Annotated in this window: 17 protein-coding genes and 1 tRNA gene; 11 read left to right on the forward strand and 7 right to left on the reverse strand. The window is 54.1% G+C overall.

What is annotated here, in order from left to right:
- Positions 1 to 401 precede the first annotated feature (401 nt).
- From ACR0NM_RS17560 to ACR0NM_RS17585, 6 genes are all read right to left on the reverse strand, one after another.
- Positions 402 to 1016, reverse strand: coding sequence for a YidC/Oxa1 family membrane protein insertase (locus tag ACR0NM_RS17560; RefSeq protein ID WP_170398434.1), 615 nt, complete (start codon positions 1014 to 1016; stop codon positions 402 to 404).
- A 44-nt stretch (positions 1017 to 1060) separates the two neighbouring features.
- Positions 1061 to 2509: a hypothetical protein gene (locus tag ACR0NM_RS17565; protein ID WP_170566762.1), complete on the reverse strand. Its 1449-nt coding sequence runs from the start codon at positions 2507 to 2509 to the stop codon at positions 1061 to 1063.
- Positions 2478 to 2705 (reverse strand): hypothetical protein, encoded by a 228-nt coding sequence (locus ACR0NM_RS17570; protein WP_170398438.1) that lies wholly within the window; start codon positions 2703 to 2705, stop codon positions 2478 to 2480. The genes ACR0NM_RS17565 and ACR0NM_RS17570 overlap by 32 nt, the downstream gene beginning before the upstream one ends.
- Complete coding sequence (locus ACR0NM_RS17575) at positions 2698 to 4194, reverse strand: hypothetical protein (protein WP_480615912.1); 1497 nt, start codon at positions 4192 to 4194, stop codon at positions 2698 to 2700. Before ACR0NM_RS17575 ends, ACR0NM_RS17570 begins: the two co-directional genes overlap by 8 nt.
- Positions 4195 to 5203: 1009 nt before the next feature.
- The gene (locus ACR0NM_RS17580; RefSeq protein ID WP_480615914.1) at positions 5204 to 5620 is read right to left on the reverse strand and encodes a DUF6538 domain-containing protein; all 417 of its coding nucleotides are present in this window, start codon (positions 5618 to 5620) and stop codon (positions 5204 to 5206) included.
- Between the two features lie 79 nt (positions 5621 to 5699).
- Positions 5700 to 5774: transfer RNA gene (locus tag ACR0NM_RS17585), tRNA-Thr, on the reverse strand.
- An 83-nt stretch (positions 5775 to 5857) separates the two neighbouring features.
- On the opposite strand from ACR0NM_RS17585, the gene ACR0NM_RS17590 reads away from it, so the two are divergent.
- From ACR0NM_RS17590 to ACR0NM_RS17635, 10 genes are all read left to right on the forward strand, one after another.
- Positions 5858 to 6013, forward strand: coding sequence for a hypothetical protein (locus tag ACR0NM_RS17590; protein ID WP_170425679.1), 156 nt, complete (start codon positions 5858 to 5860; stop codon positions 6011 to 6013).
- A 6-nt stretch (positions 6014 to 6019) separates the two neighbouring features.
- The gene (gene murA, locus ACR0NM_RS17595; protein ID WP_480588246.1) at positions 6020 to 7288 is read left to right on the forward strand and encodes a UDP-N-acetylglucosamine 1-carboxyvinyltransferase; all 1269 of its coding nucleotides are present in this window, start codon (positions 6020 to 6022) and stop codon (positions 7286 to 7288) included.
- Entirely contained in the window at positions 7285 to 7767 is a 483-nt protein-coding gene (locus ACR0NM_RS17600; protein ID WP_480615916.1) for a DUF2948 family protein, read from the forward strand. The genes murA and ACR0NM_RS17600 overlap by 4 nt, the downstream gene beginning before the upstream one ends.
- Positions 7757 to 8278 (forward strand): GNAT family N-acetyltransferase, encoded by a 522-nt coding sequence (locus ACR0NM_RS17605; RefSeq protein WP_480615918.1) that lies wholly within the window; start codon positions 7757 to 7759, stop codon positions 8276 to 8278. The genes ACR0NM_RS17600 and ACR0NM_RS17605 overlap by 11 nt, the downstream gene beginning before the upstream one ends.
- A 60-nt stretch (positions 8279 to 8338) precedes the next feature.
- Positions 8339 to 9640 (forward strand): histidinol dehydrogenase, encoded by a 1302-nt coding sequence (hisD, locus tag ACR0NM_RS17610; protein WP_480615920.1) that lies wholly within the window; start codon positions 8339 to 8341, stop codon positions 9638 to 9640.
- 98 nt (positions 9641 to 9738) lie between these two features.
- A complete protein-coding gene (locus ACR0NM_RS17615) occupies positions 9739 to 10218 on the forward strand; it encodes a UPF0262 family protein (protein WP_170398457.1) in 480 nt (159 codons plus the stop codon).
- 3 nt (positions 10219 to 10221) lie between these two features.
- Complete coding sequence (locus ACR0NM_RS17620; RefSeq protein ID WP_170398460.1) at positions 10222 to 10674, forward strand: arsenate-mycothiol transferase ArsC; 453 nt, start codon at positions 10222 to 10224, stop codon at positions 10672 to 10674.
- A 2-nt stretch (positions 10675 to 10676) separates the two neighbouring features.
- Positions 10677 to 11075 (forward strand): ketosteroid isomerase-related protein, encoded by a 399-nt coding sequence (locus ACR0NM_RS17625; RefSeq protein WP_170398462.1) that lies wholly within the window; start codon positions 10677 to 10679, stop codon positions 11073 to 11075.
- Positions 11068 to 11661, forward strand: a complete 594-nt coding sequence (locus ACR0NM_RS17630) for a GNAT family N-acetyltransferase (RefSeq protein ID WP_170625457.1) — start codon at positions 11068 to 11070, stop codon at positions 11659 to 11661. The genes ACR0NM_RS17625 and ACR0NM_RS17630 overlap by 8 nt, the downstream gene beginning before the upstream one ends.
- A 144-nt stretch (positions 11662 to 11805) precedes the next feature.
- Entirely contained in the window at positions 11806 to 12567 is a 762-nt protein-coding gene (locus ACR0NM_RS17635) for a hypothetical protein (protein ID WP_170513804.1), read from the forward strand.
- A gap of 56 nt (positions 12568 to 12623) precedes the next feature.
- Here ACR0NM_RS17635 and ACR0NM_RS17640 read toward each other — a convergent pair whose 3' ends face one another.
- Complete coding sequence (locus ACR0NM_RS17640; RefSeq protein WP_170625458.1) at positions 12624 to 13397, reverse strand: FadR/GntR family transcriptional regulator; 774 nt, start codon at positions 13395 to 13397, stop codon at positions 12624 to 12626.
- 330 nt (positions 13398 to 13727) lie between these two features.
- On the opposite strand from ACR0NM_RS17640, the gene ACR0NM_RS17645 reads away from it, so the two are divergent.
- Positions 13728 to 14780 carry a TRAP transporter substrate-binding protein gene (locus tag ACR0NM_RS17645; RefSeq protein ID WP_170398473.1) on the forward strand — a complete coding sequence of 351 codons (1053 nt, stop codon included), beginning with the start codon at positions 13728 to 13730 and terminating at the stop codon, positions 14778 to 14780.
- Positions 14781 to 14835: the final 55 nt, after the last annotated feature.

The following is a 14835-nucleotide window of genomic DNA, read 5'->3' on the forward strand; positions in this document are numbered from 1 at the left end:
TAGAGCAGCTATGTGTGGCGGTCCTGCGGAGGCGTATTGGCCAATATCATGACTAACATAAGCTACAATGTAACTTCGGCAATTGTTGAAGGAATATCCTTCGCAAGCTTCTCGATAGCCGAACACTTGCACCTACGCGTCCTCGCATTTAGTCAGGATATCGTGAATGCACCGGGCAGCCTTCAGCTCAGAGCAAAGTTACTCTACAAACTTTGCAGATTCTCAGTTACGCACCAAACATCATTTCGCCACCGTTTCTACAGCGAACTTTATTGGTCAGCTAAATAATAGCTGCCTCCTGTAACCGTGAATTCGCTGCCGGACGACACTGGAGCTGTCTCCTAAAACGGGAGAGGCAATCTGGCGCGAGACACAGGTTGTCGCCAACCGAAAGTTCACCTCTAACGAGGATTCTGGCTTCTCGCCGCAAAAAAGATGATCCCGGCACAAATGTTCATGCTAATCCAGTAGAGTATTAGTGCAGATGCAAGTGAATAGACCAACGCAAAAAGAACAACCGACACGATTAAGTAACGGATCAATTGATCCTTTTGGTTATGCCAGCGCAATAGGGCCTCGCTAATTCCAAGGAGCAACATTAAGATAGGGAGTAAATTTAATCCAAAAAACAGATGATCTTGTTCCGAAAGATCACTAATTAACAAAAAGCTAACGCCTTTCAATTCATCCGAGCCTCCAAAAATAAAGATCGCCGAAATCAGAAATGGAAGCATAACAACGAACGATGTTCCGGCGACGATCGATTTGATTGGATGATAGCCGTGTTTTTCATAAACTTTTTCAACTACTTCGAATCGCTTTTCGCCTTTTAGTCCAGCAGCTTGCTTTGCGATATCGATGTCGACCAACTGCTTGACCGCAAGAAATTTATCCTCGGACTTTTTCGCCCACTTCTTAAGCGGGATGGTCAAAATCGAGATCACCATTGCAAGCAGAATTATCGATAGCCCAGCAGAATTCGTTGCAGTCCACATCAAATCGAACAGCAAGTCCATCGGATATATAACCGGCAACAGGACCGTATAAACAACATCCCCTATCACTGTGGCTCAATATGGTAAATCACGCGCTTACCGCCTTTGAGGTCTTTGGAAGTACGCACTTTAAAGCGCTCTTTTAGCTCGTGCTCGAAGGCCACGCGGTCGTAATCCAGATACTGTTCCGTTTTGTTCTGCAGCAATTTGACGACCATCTCGTCGTGCCGATCAACGAACTCAATAACGATGTCGCAATTGAAAGACCGCAACCAGTCTAGGAACAATGCCATCGGGATATTGGCAGAAATCCGAATGTGGTGGACAAGGGCCAGAACCAGAATTGCATCTGGATTGGCGCGACTGTCGAATGAAGAGCGTTCCTTGCCTGCCCATCCCTGATTGGGGGAGACGTTGGACAAATCCAGCACTAACGGCAAGATGTTGTTGTGCACCGAGTGACTGGATTCATGCATAAACAGTTTCTGGACCGCATCGTGGTCGCCATCAGCTGCAATGACCAAGTCTGCATGTTCCGCAGCAATTTTTGAAAAAGTGCCTGTGTTGCAGCCGATATCCATTAGGCAATAAGGTTTCTTTTCTTGTACGAACTTTTGTACGAAACCTTTTTTCGCTTGGAGTTCCTCGTCATCGTAAGTGTGGGTTTTGTCGTATTCCGACCAGTCCGTGTGCTCGATGTTCACAGAGAGCGACTTGACCAGTCGCGTTACACTTTCAACAAGTGCCAGTACGTATTTTCGACTGACTTTGCGCTGACTTCGGTCCTGAGCGGGAACGGCATCGCGTTCACGCGCCTCAATCCGCTTTTCTACGCGAGCAGGTAGCATGATGTGGCTAGCGACACCGCGCTTGAAACGGGAGAAACCTCTGAAAAAGTTCGCAGCCTCAACCGGAGGTATACCGTCCAAGTAGGACCGTAATAATGGAAGGTGATTGATGCCCAGATGGCTACGCATCATCAACGGCGTCAGAAAACAGCAACAAAACTGTCGGTATGCCAACCAGGGTTCGCCTTCCTGCCAAGGCACAAACGATGGGATGTCAATAAAGACTGGTGCCGTACCTTCAAACTGGATGTTAAAAGGCGTTGAGTCCTTAATGGTCCACCCAGCTTCCAGCGCGTCGGTCAAGATACGCAGATGCAATAGAGCCGCTCGTCTTAGCATGGCGAACGACCATTCGTAAGAGTAAGAAACGATCGAGACAGGCTCATGCTGCATCACACCTGCCCACCCGGCTTCTAGGATTTCCTTTGCAACAGGATCGTCAGGCGCGCAAAGCTTGGTTTTTACAACGCGCTTTTCGATTTCAAGTTGTTGGTAGAAGGGCTCAGTCTGGAGCTTTTTGAAGTTCTCAAGCGTTTTATTGTCGACGCCTCGAAAAATCGCAGAACTGCCATTTTCGGGTAAGTCAATTGTATATACACGGCTGCTGGGGTCACGAAAGGAGCCACTGTTTGCCTTAGTCATCGAGCGCTCGACTGTCTTCTTCATCGCTTTTTGTGCCAAATATCTTTCGCTTCAGCTTATAGAAGTATTTGCGGAACGTGTAAGCAATCGCTGCGAAGAACCCGAGAATTGTGGTTACAATGACGCTCCCCGAACCTGGATCCACGTATGCCAGAGCAACGGATGGGTGCACAATGGCAGCGGCAATGATGAGCAATGCCAATTTCTTGCGGCTATTCATATACATAGTCCTCGAATTTATCACTTACGCCGTCAACGCTTTGGTTGATTCTATAGACTTGATCCAGTTCCTGATAGCGACCCTCGGTCAGGCACTTTAAGATTGCTTCCGCACCTTGAACGCTCGTCGTATACGTCTGCTCATTTCTCAGGTCCACATAGGTTTTACAACGTCCCTTCGGAAAAACGCCCCCTAATATCCCAAAACGGTCATGTACAAAGAACTCTGGATCTTTCGCAAAACGGGTCTCCCAAGTTCCCCGGCTCCGCCAAGGGCCGTGATCACCGAAGATATAAAGAATCGCCGTGGGATCTTCCCGCTCAAGCTGGTCCAGAAGCTGGTTCAACGTTTGCTGTGCTTCCAAAGAACGCTCCAGGTAGAAGTCATTGTAAGCGGCATCGGCTTCTTCGTCTTCGATCAAAAAGTCTTTGCCGGTGTGACCTGGGGAGTAGATGGAGGCCAGTAAGAACTGCGGCTCCTTTTGACGTGACAGATAAGACACGAAATCAAGTACATGTGCTGCTTTGTCGACCTTTGTATCGGACTTGTTTTTGTCGATGAATCGGCAGAGACCAAACAACGACACCTGTCGAAACTTGCTATCATTGAATTCGCACGCGCCCGCTGTTCGCGACGGAATATGATACCGATCCACATAGCTGCCCTGTTCGGTCCCAAAGTATTTTCCGGCATAGGCCGTGTTGATTTCGTAACCATTGTTGCGGAAAATTGCGTTTAGTCGACCGTCGTACTTACCCGTATAGAGTTCAAAACTTTTACGTTTGCCGCGATCAAATTCATCAACCTCCATCCGTAGCATTAGATTCATCGCATATTTTGTGGGGACACGGACCGAAAACAGATTCTCGAACCTGTCCATTCTGGTATAAACCGGTTCGTGGAAAGCTGTCTCTTCAATGCCCATGTAGCGAGATGTCAGGCTTTTGGGGTGAATTGAGTCAAACGAGATAAGATAGACATTTGGTTTTGTATCAAACGTGATATCTTCGATGCCTGGAAACTCTGTGTTTTCAGCCTCTTCATTCGCATCCAGCATGTCCCGCCCAGGGACAAGGATGAAAATCACAGCCACGATTACAGCAACTATTGCCCGGCCCCGAACACCCAAGCTCAGAACGATGTAAGTCAAATAGATCGCAAGGAGGCAAAGGCCAGCCATTGCTATCATCGGAAGCAATACGAATGCTTCGACCATCGACCAATTAATCGAAAAAACAGCGGCAGCGAAAAGCACACCCGTCAGAGCTCGGGCCGCTATTGCAAGCTTTGAAGGCAACAAATTTGCAACGACAACCATTGCAATAAGGGCGGAAGAACAGGCCAGAAAGGCTGTTCTGATGTAGTCCAACTCAACGGGGCGAAATTCATTTCTAGCGCTGAAAACTGTATCCAGCGTAAAAATCGATAGCGCTACAACTAATATGAATGCGCTTAAGAAAATACCCATGAGTCTTTTGCGATTATTCATTGCAGAGAAATCAACTTTCGGTCTTCAGACGAGTGTTTAGAGAAAAGTACCATTTTCTTCAATTGCGGGTGGTTAAGGCTGGTTGAGAGCTCGAGAGGGACCGGTACTACACACTAGGGCTTTTGAAAAGTAGCTAGAGACAGTTCCGAGAGATTTTTAACGTGTTTTGCAGATCGGTCTTCGATGCAATCTGATTGGAACTGGCTCGCGGGCTCTAGTGATTTGGTTTTCTTCCGTTGGACTGGTCCTCCACTATGTTTAGGAAACCGGAGGAGGCACATGGCAGACAGGCGATCGAAGCCCGGGGAGGCTGTCACGAAATTGCGACAGATTGAAGTTCTGGCAGGGAAAGAGGTACCACTTTGCCTAACGTGAGGAGCATCACACGTCGGAGCCACCCGTCTCGATGGTGACCAAAAGGTCCCGTAGGGATCACATTGAAATAGACCGGTCTGGCACCTTGACGGGAGATCTCAGCCCAGGCCCTGGCCATTCCGCAGCTGGTTCAAAGTCGTCATAATCGTCCACCACGTCATCACCCATGTGGACGTACCGCTTTAGTACCATGAGGCGGCAGCGGCATGCATTAGTGCAAAGACAGAACTGCACCTCGTCGGTACCTAAAGGGCGCTTATTGATCGTCCATCGGTAGCTTCAATCCTTTTTTGTCTCAAAGGTAGTCACACTAATCTGCAATGTCCTTTGGCCTTACTCGAGAGATATCCTCGTGCCCAGGATAGGCAGCCAACGTGTCTTTCTTATGAGCGAAGTCTCAATCGTTGCATACATTCCCGTTGCTCAGGTGGTCTTTCTGTCACCGCTCCGTGAGATGGGTGAGTGCTGGGCCTTCTGCCGCCTTTTTTTGATACGCCTTCGGGTTCCCATTCGGGGAAACGCATGACCTGAGGGTCCGGGGTGAAATCGCCTTCTGCTCTCTTCAACTGCTGGCTAGCCGCCTGAATCCAAGACCTGTGGACTTCACGTAGTAATCGCGCACGCGTCGGTTCGTCTAAAGCAATACCTTCTTCCGCCAGTATCTCGTCAGCACATCTCCGTACCATTTTTTAATACCGCCTTCGGTAGTTTCCGCTTGTTGGCTCAGGTGCAGTACACGGTTCCATATCTCAGGTTCACCCGGTTCACTATCTAGCATTTCCATCAGGCGGAAATACACGCGACCAGAAAGAGCAACGATCTTTTTCAAAGGGAGGGTTTCAGGCTTTGCCCGCAGGCACGCCCACTGCTTTTGGATTTTGGCGTATTCAGCCGCAAATCTCTCTTTGGCCTCTGCAGGGTCTCTGGTGCGGAGTGACTTTGACACCTCGACACGGTCGACGATTCCCTTAAGGTCCGCCGGAACTCGCACCCTGATGTAGTATATTCCGCTGTTTTTGTCTTTGCCTGGTGTAGGCATGATAAGCGTCACTGTGTAGAACTCCTATGTAGGAGACTGCAAGCGCAAGCCGCTGTTTTATCGTAAGTTTCTGATGTAGATAAGGAAATCATGGTGCTGCTGGAGAGAATTGAACTCTCGACCTCTCCCTTACCAAGGGAGTGCTCTACCTCTGAGCTACAGCAGCGCTGTGGGCGGGTGATTAGACTCAAACGAAACGCGGCGCAAGGGTGTCTGGACGGTTTTTTTCTACTCCTGTAGAGAAAGGCAATGGCAGACAAAAATTCACCTAAAAAACACGGCAAGTCCGGGGAAACGCGCGAAGACCGTCTAAAGGCGGCGCTAAAAGCGAATATGGCGCGGCGCAAGGCTCAGGCCAAGGCGCGAGCCACCTCCGGGGACAAAGCCGGCAAGGACGAGGGATAAGAGCAAATGGATTCGATTCTGGTAACGGGCAATGGCCCGCTGAACGGGCAGATTCCCATTGCGGGGGCCAAGAATGCGTGTCTGACGCTGATGCCCGCGACCTTGCTCAGCGAAGAACCGCTGACGTTGACCAATGCGCCGCGTTTGAGTGACATCAAGACCATGACGGCGCTGCTGCGGTCGCTGGGGGCCGAGGTGTCTTCGCTGCAGGATGGTCAGGTCATTGCGATGTCCAGCCATGACCTGAACAGCCACACGGCGGATTATGACATCGTGCGAAAAATGCGCGCTTCGAACCTGGTGTTGGGGCCGATGCTGGCGCGGCTGGGGCAGGCCGTGGTGTCGCTACCTGGTGGATGTGCCATTGGCGCGCGCCCGATGGATTTGCATGTCGAAGGGCTTGAGGCGCTGGGCGCCGAGATCGAGCTTAGAGATGGCTATCTGCACGCGAAGGCGTCGGGCGGGCTGAAAGGCGCTGTGCATGAGATGCGCTTTGCCTCGGTCGGCGCGACCGAGAACATCGTCATGGCCGCCACGCTGGCCAAGGGCACCACGGTGCTGAAAAACGCCGCGCGCGAGCCCGAGATTGTCGATCTGGTCGAATGCTTGCGCAAGATGGGCGCTCAGATTTCGGGTGAGGGGACCTCGACCATCGAAATTCAGGGTGTCGATCGTCTGCACGGCGCGACCCATCAGGTGGTGACCGACCGGATTGAACTTGGCACCTATATGCTGGCCCCGGCGATCTGCGGGGGCGAGGTTGAGCTGCTGGGCGGGCGCATGTCGCTGGTCGAATCCTTCGCTGCCAAGCTGGATGCGGCGGGGATCAGTGTTTCTGAAACCGACAAGGGGCTAAAAGTTTCTCGTAAGAACGGGCGTGTGACCTCGGTCGATGTGGTCACCGAACCCTTCCCCGGCTTCCCGACCGATCTGCAGGCTCAGATGATGGCGCTGATGTGCACTGCCGAGGGTGTGTCCGTGCTTGAAGAGCGTATTTTCGAGAATCGCTTTATGCATGCGCCCGAACTGGTGCGCATGGGCGCGAATATCGAGGTACATGGCGGCACGGCCACCGTAACCGGGGTCGAACGATTGAAAGGTGCTCCGGTGATGGCGACAGACCTGAGGGCCTCGGTCTCGCTGATCCTTGCCGGAATGGCGGCGGAAGGTGAGACGGTTGTCAGCCGGGTCTATCATCTGGACCGCGGATATGAACATGTGGTGCGCAAGCTGGAAGGCGTGGGCGCAAAGATCGAACGGATTAAGGGTCAATGACAGACGCAAGTTTCAAAGATGGCCGCGAGGCACCGCTGAACCTTGGAGCCGAGGATGCGGATGATCTCCAGGTGATTGCGACCCTGACGCAGGATGCGGTTTTCCCGGTGACCGAGATGACATGGCAACCCGGCCAGCGCCGCTTTGCGCTGTTGCTCAATCGCTTTCGTTGGGAAGACAAGGATGCCGCTGCCCGGCGCGGTCGCGCCTATGAGCGGGTGCAGGCCGTTTTGATGTTCGGCTCGGTTCTGTCGGTAGCCAGTCAGGGCATCGACCGCAGCGACAAGGACATGATCCTGTCTCTGCTCTCGGTCGAATTCGAGCCAAGCGAGGATGGTGCGGGACAAATCCTGTTGACCTTGGCAGGCGACGGCGCGATCCGCCTGTCGGTTGAGGCCATCGATGCAACGCTCAAGGATGTGACGCGTCCCTACAAGGCGCCTTCTGGACAAGCGCCCCATCACCCGAGTGAAGAATAAACGTGGCATCGCTCAGGCCTTCCCGAATCCGCCACGCGGCATCGCGGTGCGGCGGGCAACCGTGTTTGATGTATTCGACATCAGCCGTGTTCTGATCCGATCGATCCGTGACCTCTGTCGGGCGGATCATCTAGATAATCCCGAAAACCTTTCCCGCTGGTCTGCCAATAAGGATCCGGCTTCGGTCCGAAACTGGATCGATAGTGGAGCAATCCTTTGGGTCGCTACGCAAGTGGGAGTGGTTACTGCAGTGGGCGGTTTAAGTGGCGAGGGTGAGATATCTCTGCTCTATGTCGATCCCGATCACGCAGGGCGCGGGCTCGGAGCAGCGCTGCTGCATCGGTTGGAAGAGGAACTGCAGACACGTGGCGTCTCTGAGGCGCATCTGCACGCGACCAAAACGGCACATTCGTTCTATCTGGCGCACGGCTGGCATGATGTCGGCGACCCGACGGAATGGCACGGCATCCCCCAATTCCCGATGCGCAAATCGCTGCACCCAGCGGCCTAAGGGTTGAGGCCACCCGGCCCGGGCGATAAGACCCGTTGAAACGCTTCCGGAGTCTCTCACATGCCCGCTTTCCTCGATACGACCTCCGCCGATTTCGAAACTGCATTTCAGACGCTGTTGTCCGCCAAGCGCGAGGACAGCCCCGATGTGGATGCGGTTGTGGCGCAGATCATCGATGATGTGCGGACCCGTGGTGATGCTTCGGTGATCGAACTTACCGCGAAATTCGACCGGCTGGAGCTGACGCCCGAGACCATGGCCTTTTCATCCAATGAGATCGCCGAGGCCGTCGCGCAGGTCACGCCCCAGGACCGCGCCGCGTTGGAACTGGCAGCAGAACGCATTCGTGCATATCACGAAAAGCAGATGCCCGAGGATCATCAGTGGACCGATGAGGCAGGCGCAACACTCGGCTGGCGCTGGTCGGCGGTGTCGGCTGCGGGGCTTTATGTGCCGGGCGGATTGGCTTCATACCCGTCGTCGGTTTTGATGAACGCAATACCTGCGAAGGTGGCGGGCGTAGACCGGTTGGCCATTGTCGTCCCCACACCTGAGGGTCAGGCAAACCCGCTGGTCCTGCTGGCGGCACAACTGTCGGGCGTGGATGAGATTTATCGCATCGGCGGCGCGCAAGCTGTGGCCGCGCTGGCTTATGGCACCGAAACCATTGCGCCGGTCGATAAGATCACCGGACCGGGCAACGCCTTCGTGGCCGCCGCGAAACGCCGTGTATTCGGCAAGGTCGGCATCGACATGATCGCGGGCCCCTCGGAAATTCTGGTCATTGCAGACAAGGACAACGACCCCGACTGGATCGCGCTGGACCTGCTCAGCCAGGCCGAGCATGACGAAAGCGCCCAATCCATTTTGATCACGGATGACGCAGAATTTGGTCAAGCCGTGACGCAAGCGGTGGAAAAACGTCTTGAGACCCTGCAACGCCGCGCCATCGCCCGGGCCAGCTGGCGCGACTTTGGTGCCGTAATCACTGTGCGCGACCTGGACGAGGCTGCCGCGCTGTCCAACCGCATCGCGCCTGAACATCTGGAACTCTGCGTGGCCGACCCGGTGGCGTTAAGCCAGCAAACGATCCATGCCGGTGCCATTTTCCTTGGCCAGTACACGCCCGAAGCCATTGGCGATTATGTCGGCGGCCCCAATCACGTGCTGCCCACAGCGCGTTCGGCGCGCTTTTCGTCTGGCCTTAGCGTGATGGATTTTCTCAAACGCACAACGCTCAGCCAGATGACACCCGAAGCTTTGCGCGCCATCGGCCCGGCGGCTGAAACGCTTGCGCAATCCGAAAGCCTCGAAGCGCATGGCCTGTCCGTTTCGGCGCGCCTTAACCGGCTGAATGGCTGAAGTGACGCAATGACTTGGCACGCATGGCGCTTCTGTACGTTGCTCAATGAAAATCGTTGTTATAGGTCTGTGCAGACGCAAGGATTGTGACCGTTAAGATGACCCGTATTTCGCATATCGAACTGGACGACCGAAATCTGCCCCCGCCGACACCGGAGATCGAGCAGGAGCGGAAGGTCGCCATATATGATTTGCTTGAAGATAACTCGTTCACGCTGCCAGCGCGCGACGATCGGATGATCCCCGACGGGCCCTACCATGTGCAGCTATCAATCCGTGACAAGCGACTGGTTTTCGATATCGCCACCGAAGCCAGCGAGAAGGCGGCTGAGTTTCATCTGTCGCTTGGTCCATTCCGGCAGGTCGTAAAAGACTATTTTCAGATCTGCGAGAGCTATTTCGATGCGGTGAAAACACTGCCGCCCAGCCAGATCGAAACGATCGATATGGCTCGGCGCGGCATCCACAACGAAGGCAGCCGCGTGTTACAGGAAAGGCTGGAAGGCAAAGCTGAGGTTGATACTGATACTGCCCGCCGCCTCTTTACGCTCATCTGCGTCCTTCATTTTGGAGGCTAACGGGTGACGCCTCTGCCGCAGTCCATTCTGTTCTGTTGCGACCACAATTCGGTTCGGTCACCCATGGCCGAAGGCATCATGAAGAAGTTTTACGGCACCGGCACCTATGTGCAATCTGCTGGCGTGCATAACGATCTGGAGATCGATGGGTTCTGCATCGCAGCCTGTCAGGAGATTGGCGTTGAGCTGTCCCGTCACCGCTCGCGTTCTTTTGACGAAATGGAGCAATGGGGCGATGACCTCAGTTCATTTGATCTGATCGTGGCCCTGTCACCCGCCAGTCAGCGAAAGGCGCTGGAACTGACGCGGTTTTTTCACCTGGATGTCGATTATTGGCCAATTATGGACCCTACCGGACTAGGTGAAACCCGTGAGGACAAGCTACGTCATTATCGACAAACCCGAGATCAGATCATCGCGCATCTGAAAGACCGCTGGGGCGAACCGACGGAGTGACCATGAACCCGACCGTGAAAACGTATTTTGATGCCTTCAATGCCGGTGATGTAGATGGCATGCTGGCCTGCCTGTCGGATGACGTGGCCCATCATGTCAACGAAGGTCAGATTCGCGTCGGCAAAGAGAAATTTGCCGCCTTCTGCGCGCATATGAACCGCTGTTACCGCGAGAACCTGACGGATATCGTGATCTTCGAGGCCGAAGGCGGTACCCGTGCTGCGGCTGAGTTCATCGTCAACGGAACCTATCTGGAAACTGATGAAGGTCTGCCAGAAGCGTATGGGCAGACTTACCGCTTGCCTGCGGGTTCGTTTTTTGACCTTAACGACGGCAAGATCACCCGCGTGACCACATTCTACAACCTTGCGGACTGGACCAAACAGGTCTCGAATGGCTGAGATTTCGCAGGTCCGCGCAATGACCGGATCGACATTGGTCGACGCGTTGGATGAAGTCGCGCGCCTGCGGATCGACGTATTTCACGCCTGGCCATATCTCTATGATGGCGATCTGGAGTATGAGCGCAAATACCTGCAGTCTTACGTCGACAGCGCCAGGGCCATCGTTGTCGGAGCGTTCGACGGTGATACTTTGGTGGGTGCTTCGACGGGTGCACCCTTGACGGATCACGCCGACGATTTCGCGGCCGCGTTCGAAGGCTCGGGCCTGTCGCTGGGCGATATCTTCTATTGCGCAGAATCGGTTCTGCTGCCGGAGTATCGCGGACAGGGCGCAGGCCACACGTTTTTTGATCTGCGCGAAGCCCACGCCCATGCGATGGGATTCACCAAAAGCGCCTTCTGCAGTGTAGTACGCCCTGACGACCACCCCATGCGACCAGATCATTACCGCCCGTTGGATGCCTTCTGGCGCGCGCGGGGTTATGTGCCGCTTCCTGGCGTCGTGGCGCAATTCTCGTGGAAGGATCGAGGCGACGATTGCGAAACCCAAAAGCGGCTTCAATTCTGGATTCGGGATTTATAAGCCATCCATGCGCGTCGCGCCGGGTGTTTGAAACGGGTTGTGGCATTGTGAGTTGGCGATGACATGTGCGGCCGAATTTGCCTGAAACACCCTGTGATTGTATAGTTTCACTTATTCAATTGCGCGTTTTCATGGGGAAATTTGATGAAGTCCGTTTTCAATCGCCTGATTCCGGCCTTGGTGCCGCTGACTTTGATCACCGGTTGTGCCTACGAGAACAGGGCCTTTAATGCCGAGCAAACCGTGCTGTCGAATACATCGGGAGACGTTATCCAGCACGCTGTAGGGATCGGGGGTGCGTTTGAAACGGCACCAAAAACATTTCAGTCCACAAGCCTGTTGCTTGAACGCGGTCCTATTCGTACGTCGTATTATGCGCTGCAACTTTCAGATGCCTACAAAAGGCTGGGCGACGAAGCAGCGCGCAATCGGGACCTGACAGCGGCGGCACTGATCACTGTAGCAGGCGGTGCTGCGCTTGGAAGTGCGGCCTCGATCTCAGGGAAAGACCTGGCCTTGGTCTTGGCCGGTGGAGCTTTGATCAATGAAGGCGTTAAATACGTAAACCCTAACAGCGCGGCGCAGGCTTTCTACGTGGCATCCGAGTCAATGGCGTGCGCAAGCGCTGCGATTGCCGCCCATGTACCTGTGGACACTCCACCAGACATTCGTGTGTCTTCTCTGACCCTTTGGTACATTCGAAAAATTGAGGTTTTGCTGCGCGCGGGATTGAAGCGGGACGTACCGGACTGGAACACGTTGCTCAAAAACCTTGGTTTGACGAGGCAAGGAGCCAATGAGGTGGACGCTCTGCGAGCTGGAGACATAAACCTCAGTGCATTGGAAGTAGACTTGGAAAAGTGCCTGAGGCGAGAACCGGTCGAGAAAGGCAAAGCCAAGACTTAGTACGTCGTGCGGGAGACTTTTCCGTAGAACAAAAAAATACGCCTCTGTTTTTGACCTCAATCCGAAAACTGCCGCCGTTTTGCTGCGCGGATCTCGCGAGCTTGTTGTTCTTGTCCTACGCGAAATGAATCCTCGACGAAATCCATATGCGTGCGTGCGGCGGTTTCTGCGCGGTCCGGGTCGCCGTCGATGATGGCCTGCGCGATTGCCTTGTGCTGCTCAAGCAACGCTTCACCCGTGCCGTCCATCGAGCGCAGGAAGCGGCGGTTGTAGAACACGCCTTGGCGCGTGAGGTCATAGATGGATGCCATCATGTGGATAAGGGTCGTGTTTTGGCTCGCATCGACAACGGCGGCGTGCAGTCGAAAATCAGCCTCTTCACTGGCATCCTGATCGTCATTCTCCCAGGCTCGCTGCATTTCATCGATGATTTCTGCGATCCGTTCCTTGTCGGACTGTGTGGCGCGCTGTGCGGCGAGGTGGCTGGCAAAGGCCTCTTGCTCGCGCCGGTATTCAAGATAATCGTAGAAAGCACTGCCGTGCCGGGCATAGAGAGACAGAAGGGCGGGCGACATGGCACGACCGGTCAGTGGGGCGATAAAGGTGCCCTCGCCATGTCGCACGGTCACCAAGCCGCGATTTTCGAGGATTTGGAGTGCTTCGCGCAGCTTGGGGCGTGAAACGCCTAGGGCTTCCGCAAGCTCCCGTTCAGACGGGATTTTGCGACCCTCTTTCAGGATTCCATCAACAATCATTGTCTCGATTTGTGCAACGACAGCATCGGCAATTGATTCGTGACCAACGGGATCAAAGAGGCTGTTCGTGCTCATAATTCCTGTCCGGTAGTTAGATTAAAGATCGTCGAAGTTGTTTATAATATTTACCACTAGCTTTCGGCATTGCAAGAAAAACTACCCAAAAATACGGATGCTCGCTGCGCGTATAAGCGTTTGTTTTTATTGAGTGTCGCAAAACTATTGGAAAATTCCGGGTTATGAAAGGTCAATCTTGGTTATTAGCCACATCACCACGGCGTAGCCAAATTGGTAAATTAAATTGTTGACTGAATGACAAGGTAAACAATATTTACCACTTAAGCCGTGCTCGCGGCGAGAGTGACAGCCAGACCACCGGCTGATCTTTACCTTGGAGGAGAACCCATGAAGACCACCCTGACATCGCTTGCCGTTGCGGCCTCGCTGCTGGCAGCCCCGGTTGCCCACGCGGCGGATAAGATGCTGCTAAAAACCCCAATCGCGTTTTCAACCGCTCTACCGGGCCTCGGCTCGCCGATCCCGCGCGTGGCCGAACAGCTGGACCTGATGTCCGGCGGCACGCTGAAGATGAAGGTTTACGAACCGGGCAAGCTGGTCCCGCCGTTTGAAATTCTGGATGCGGTGTCTTCAGGCAAGATCAATTCGGGCTATACCACTGCCGGCTACTGGGCGGGTAAGATCCCGGCTGCACCGTTGTTCTCGGCCGTTCCGTTCGGCCCTGAGGCGGGCGAATACATGGCGTGGCTCTACTATGGCAACGGCATGAGCTTGTATCAGGAGATGTATGATCAGGCCGGTTTCAACGTCCATGTCATTCCCTGCGCCATCATCGCCCCCGAAACCTCAGGCTGGTTCGCGAATGAGATCAACAGCCCCGAAGACCTGAACGGCCTGAAAATGCGCTTTTTCGGTCTGGGTGGCGAAGTGATGCAGAAGCTGGGTGTGGCGACGTCACTGCTGCCCGGCGGCGAAATCTTCCCGGCACTGGAAAAAGGCGCAATTGATGCGACCGAATTCTCGATGCCTGCGATCGACGCGCGTCTCGGCTTCCACAAGTTGGTCAAGTACAACTACTTCCCCGGCTGGCACCAGCAAGCGACGGTGTTTGAACTGATGATCAACAAGGACGTCTGGAACGAAGCCAGCGATCAGCACAAAGCGATCATCGAAAATGCCTGTAAGGCTTCGATGGCTGACAGCTTTGCCGAAGGTGAGGCGATCCAACACGCTGCGCTGCTGGACAACGTTGAAAACAATGGTGTTCAGATCAAGCAGTGGAACGACGAGATGCTGTCGACCTTCCGCGCGACCTGGGAAGAGGTTGCCGCAGAACAGGCCGCCAACGACGAATTCTTTGCCAAGGTTCTGGCCGACATGAACGAATTCCGTGACGGTTATGCGGTCTGGAAAGAGAACGCATTCCTCCCCCGCAAGTAAATTTGCCACTTGCGATTATCCGGGGGCGGCTTCCTTCCGCCGCCCTCGGATCCTT

The organism is Ruegeria sp. AF2 (assembly GCF_056542025.1).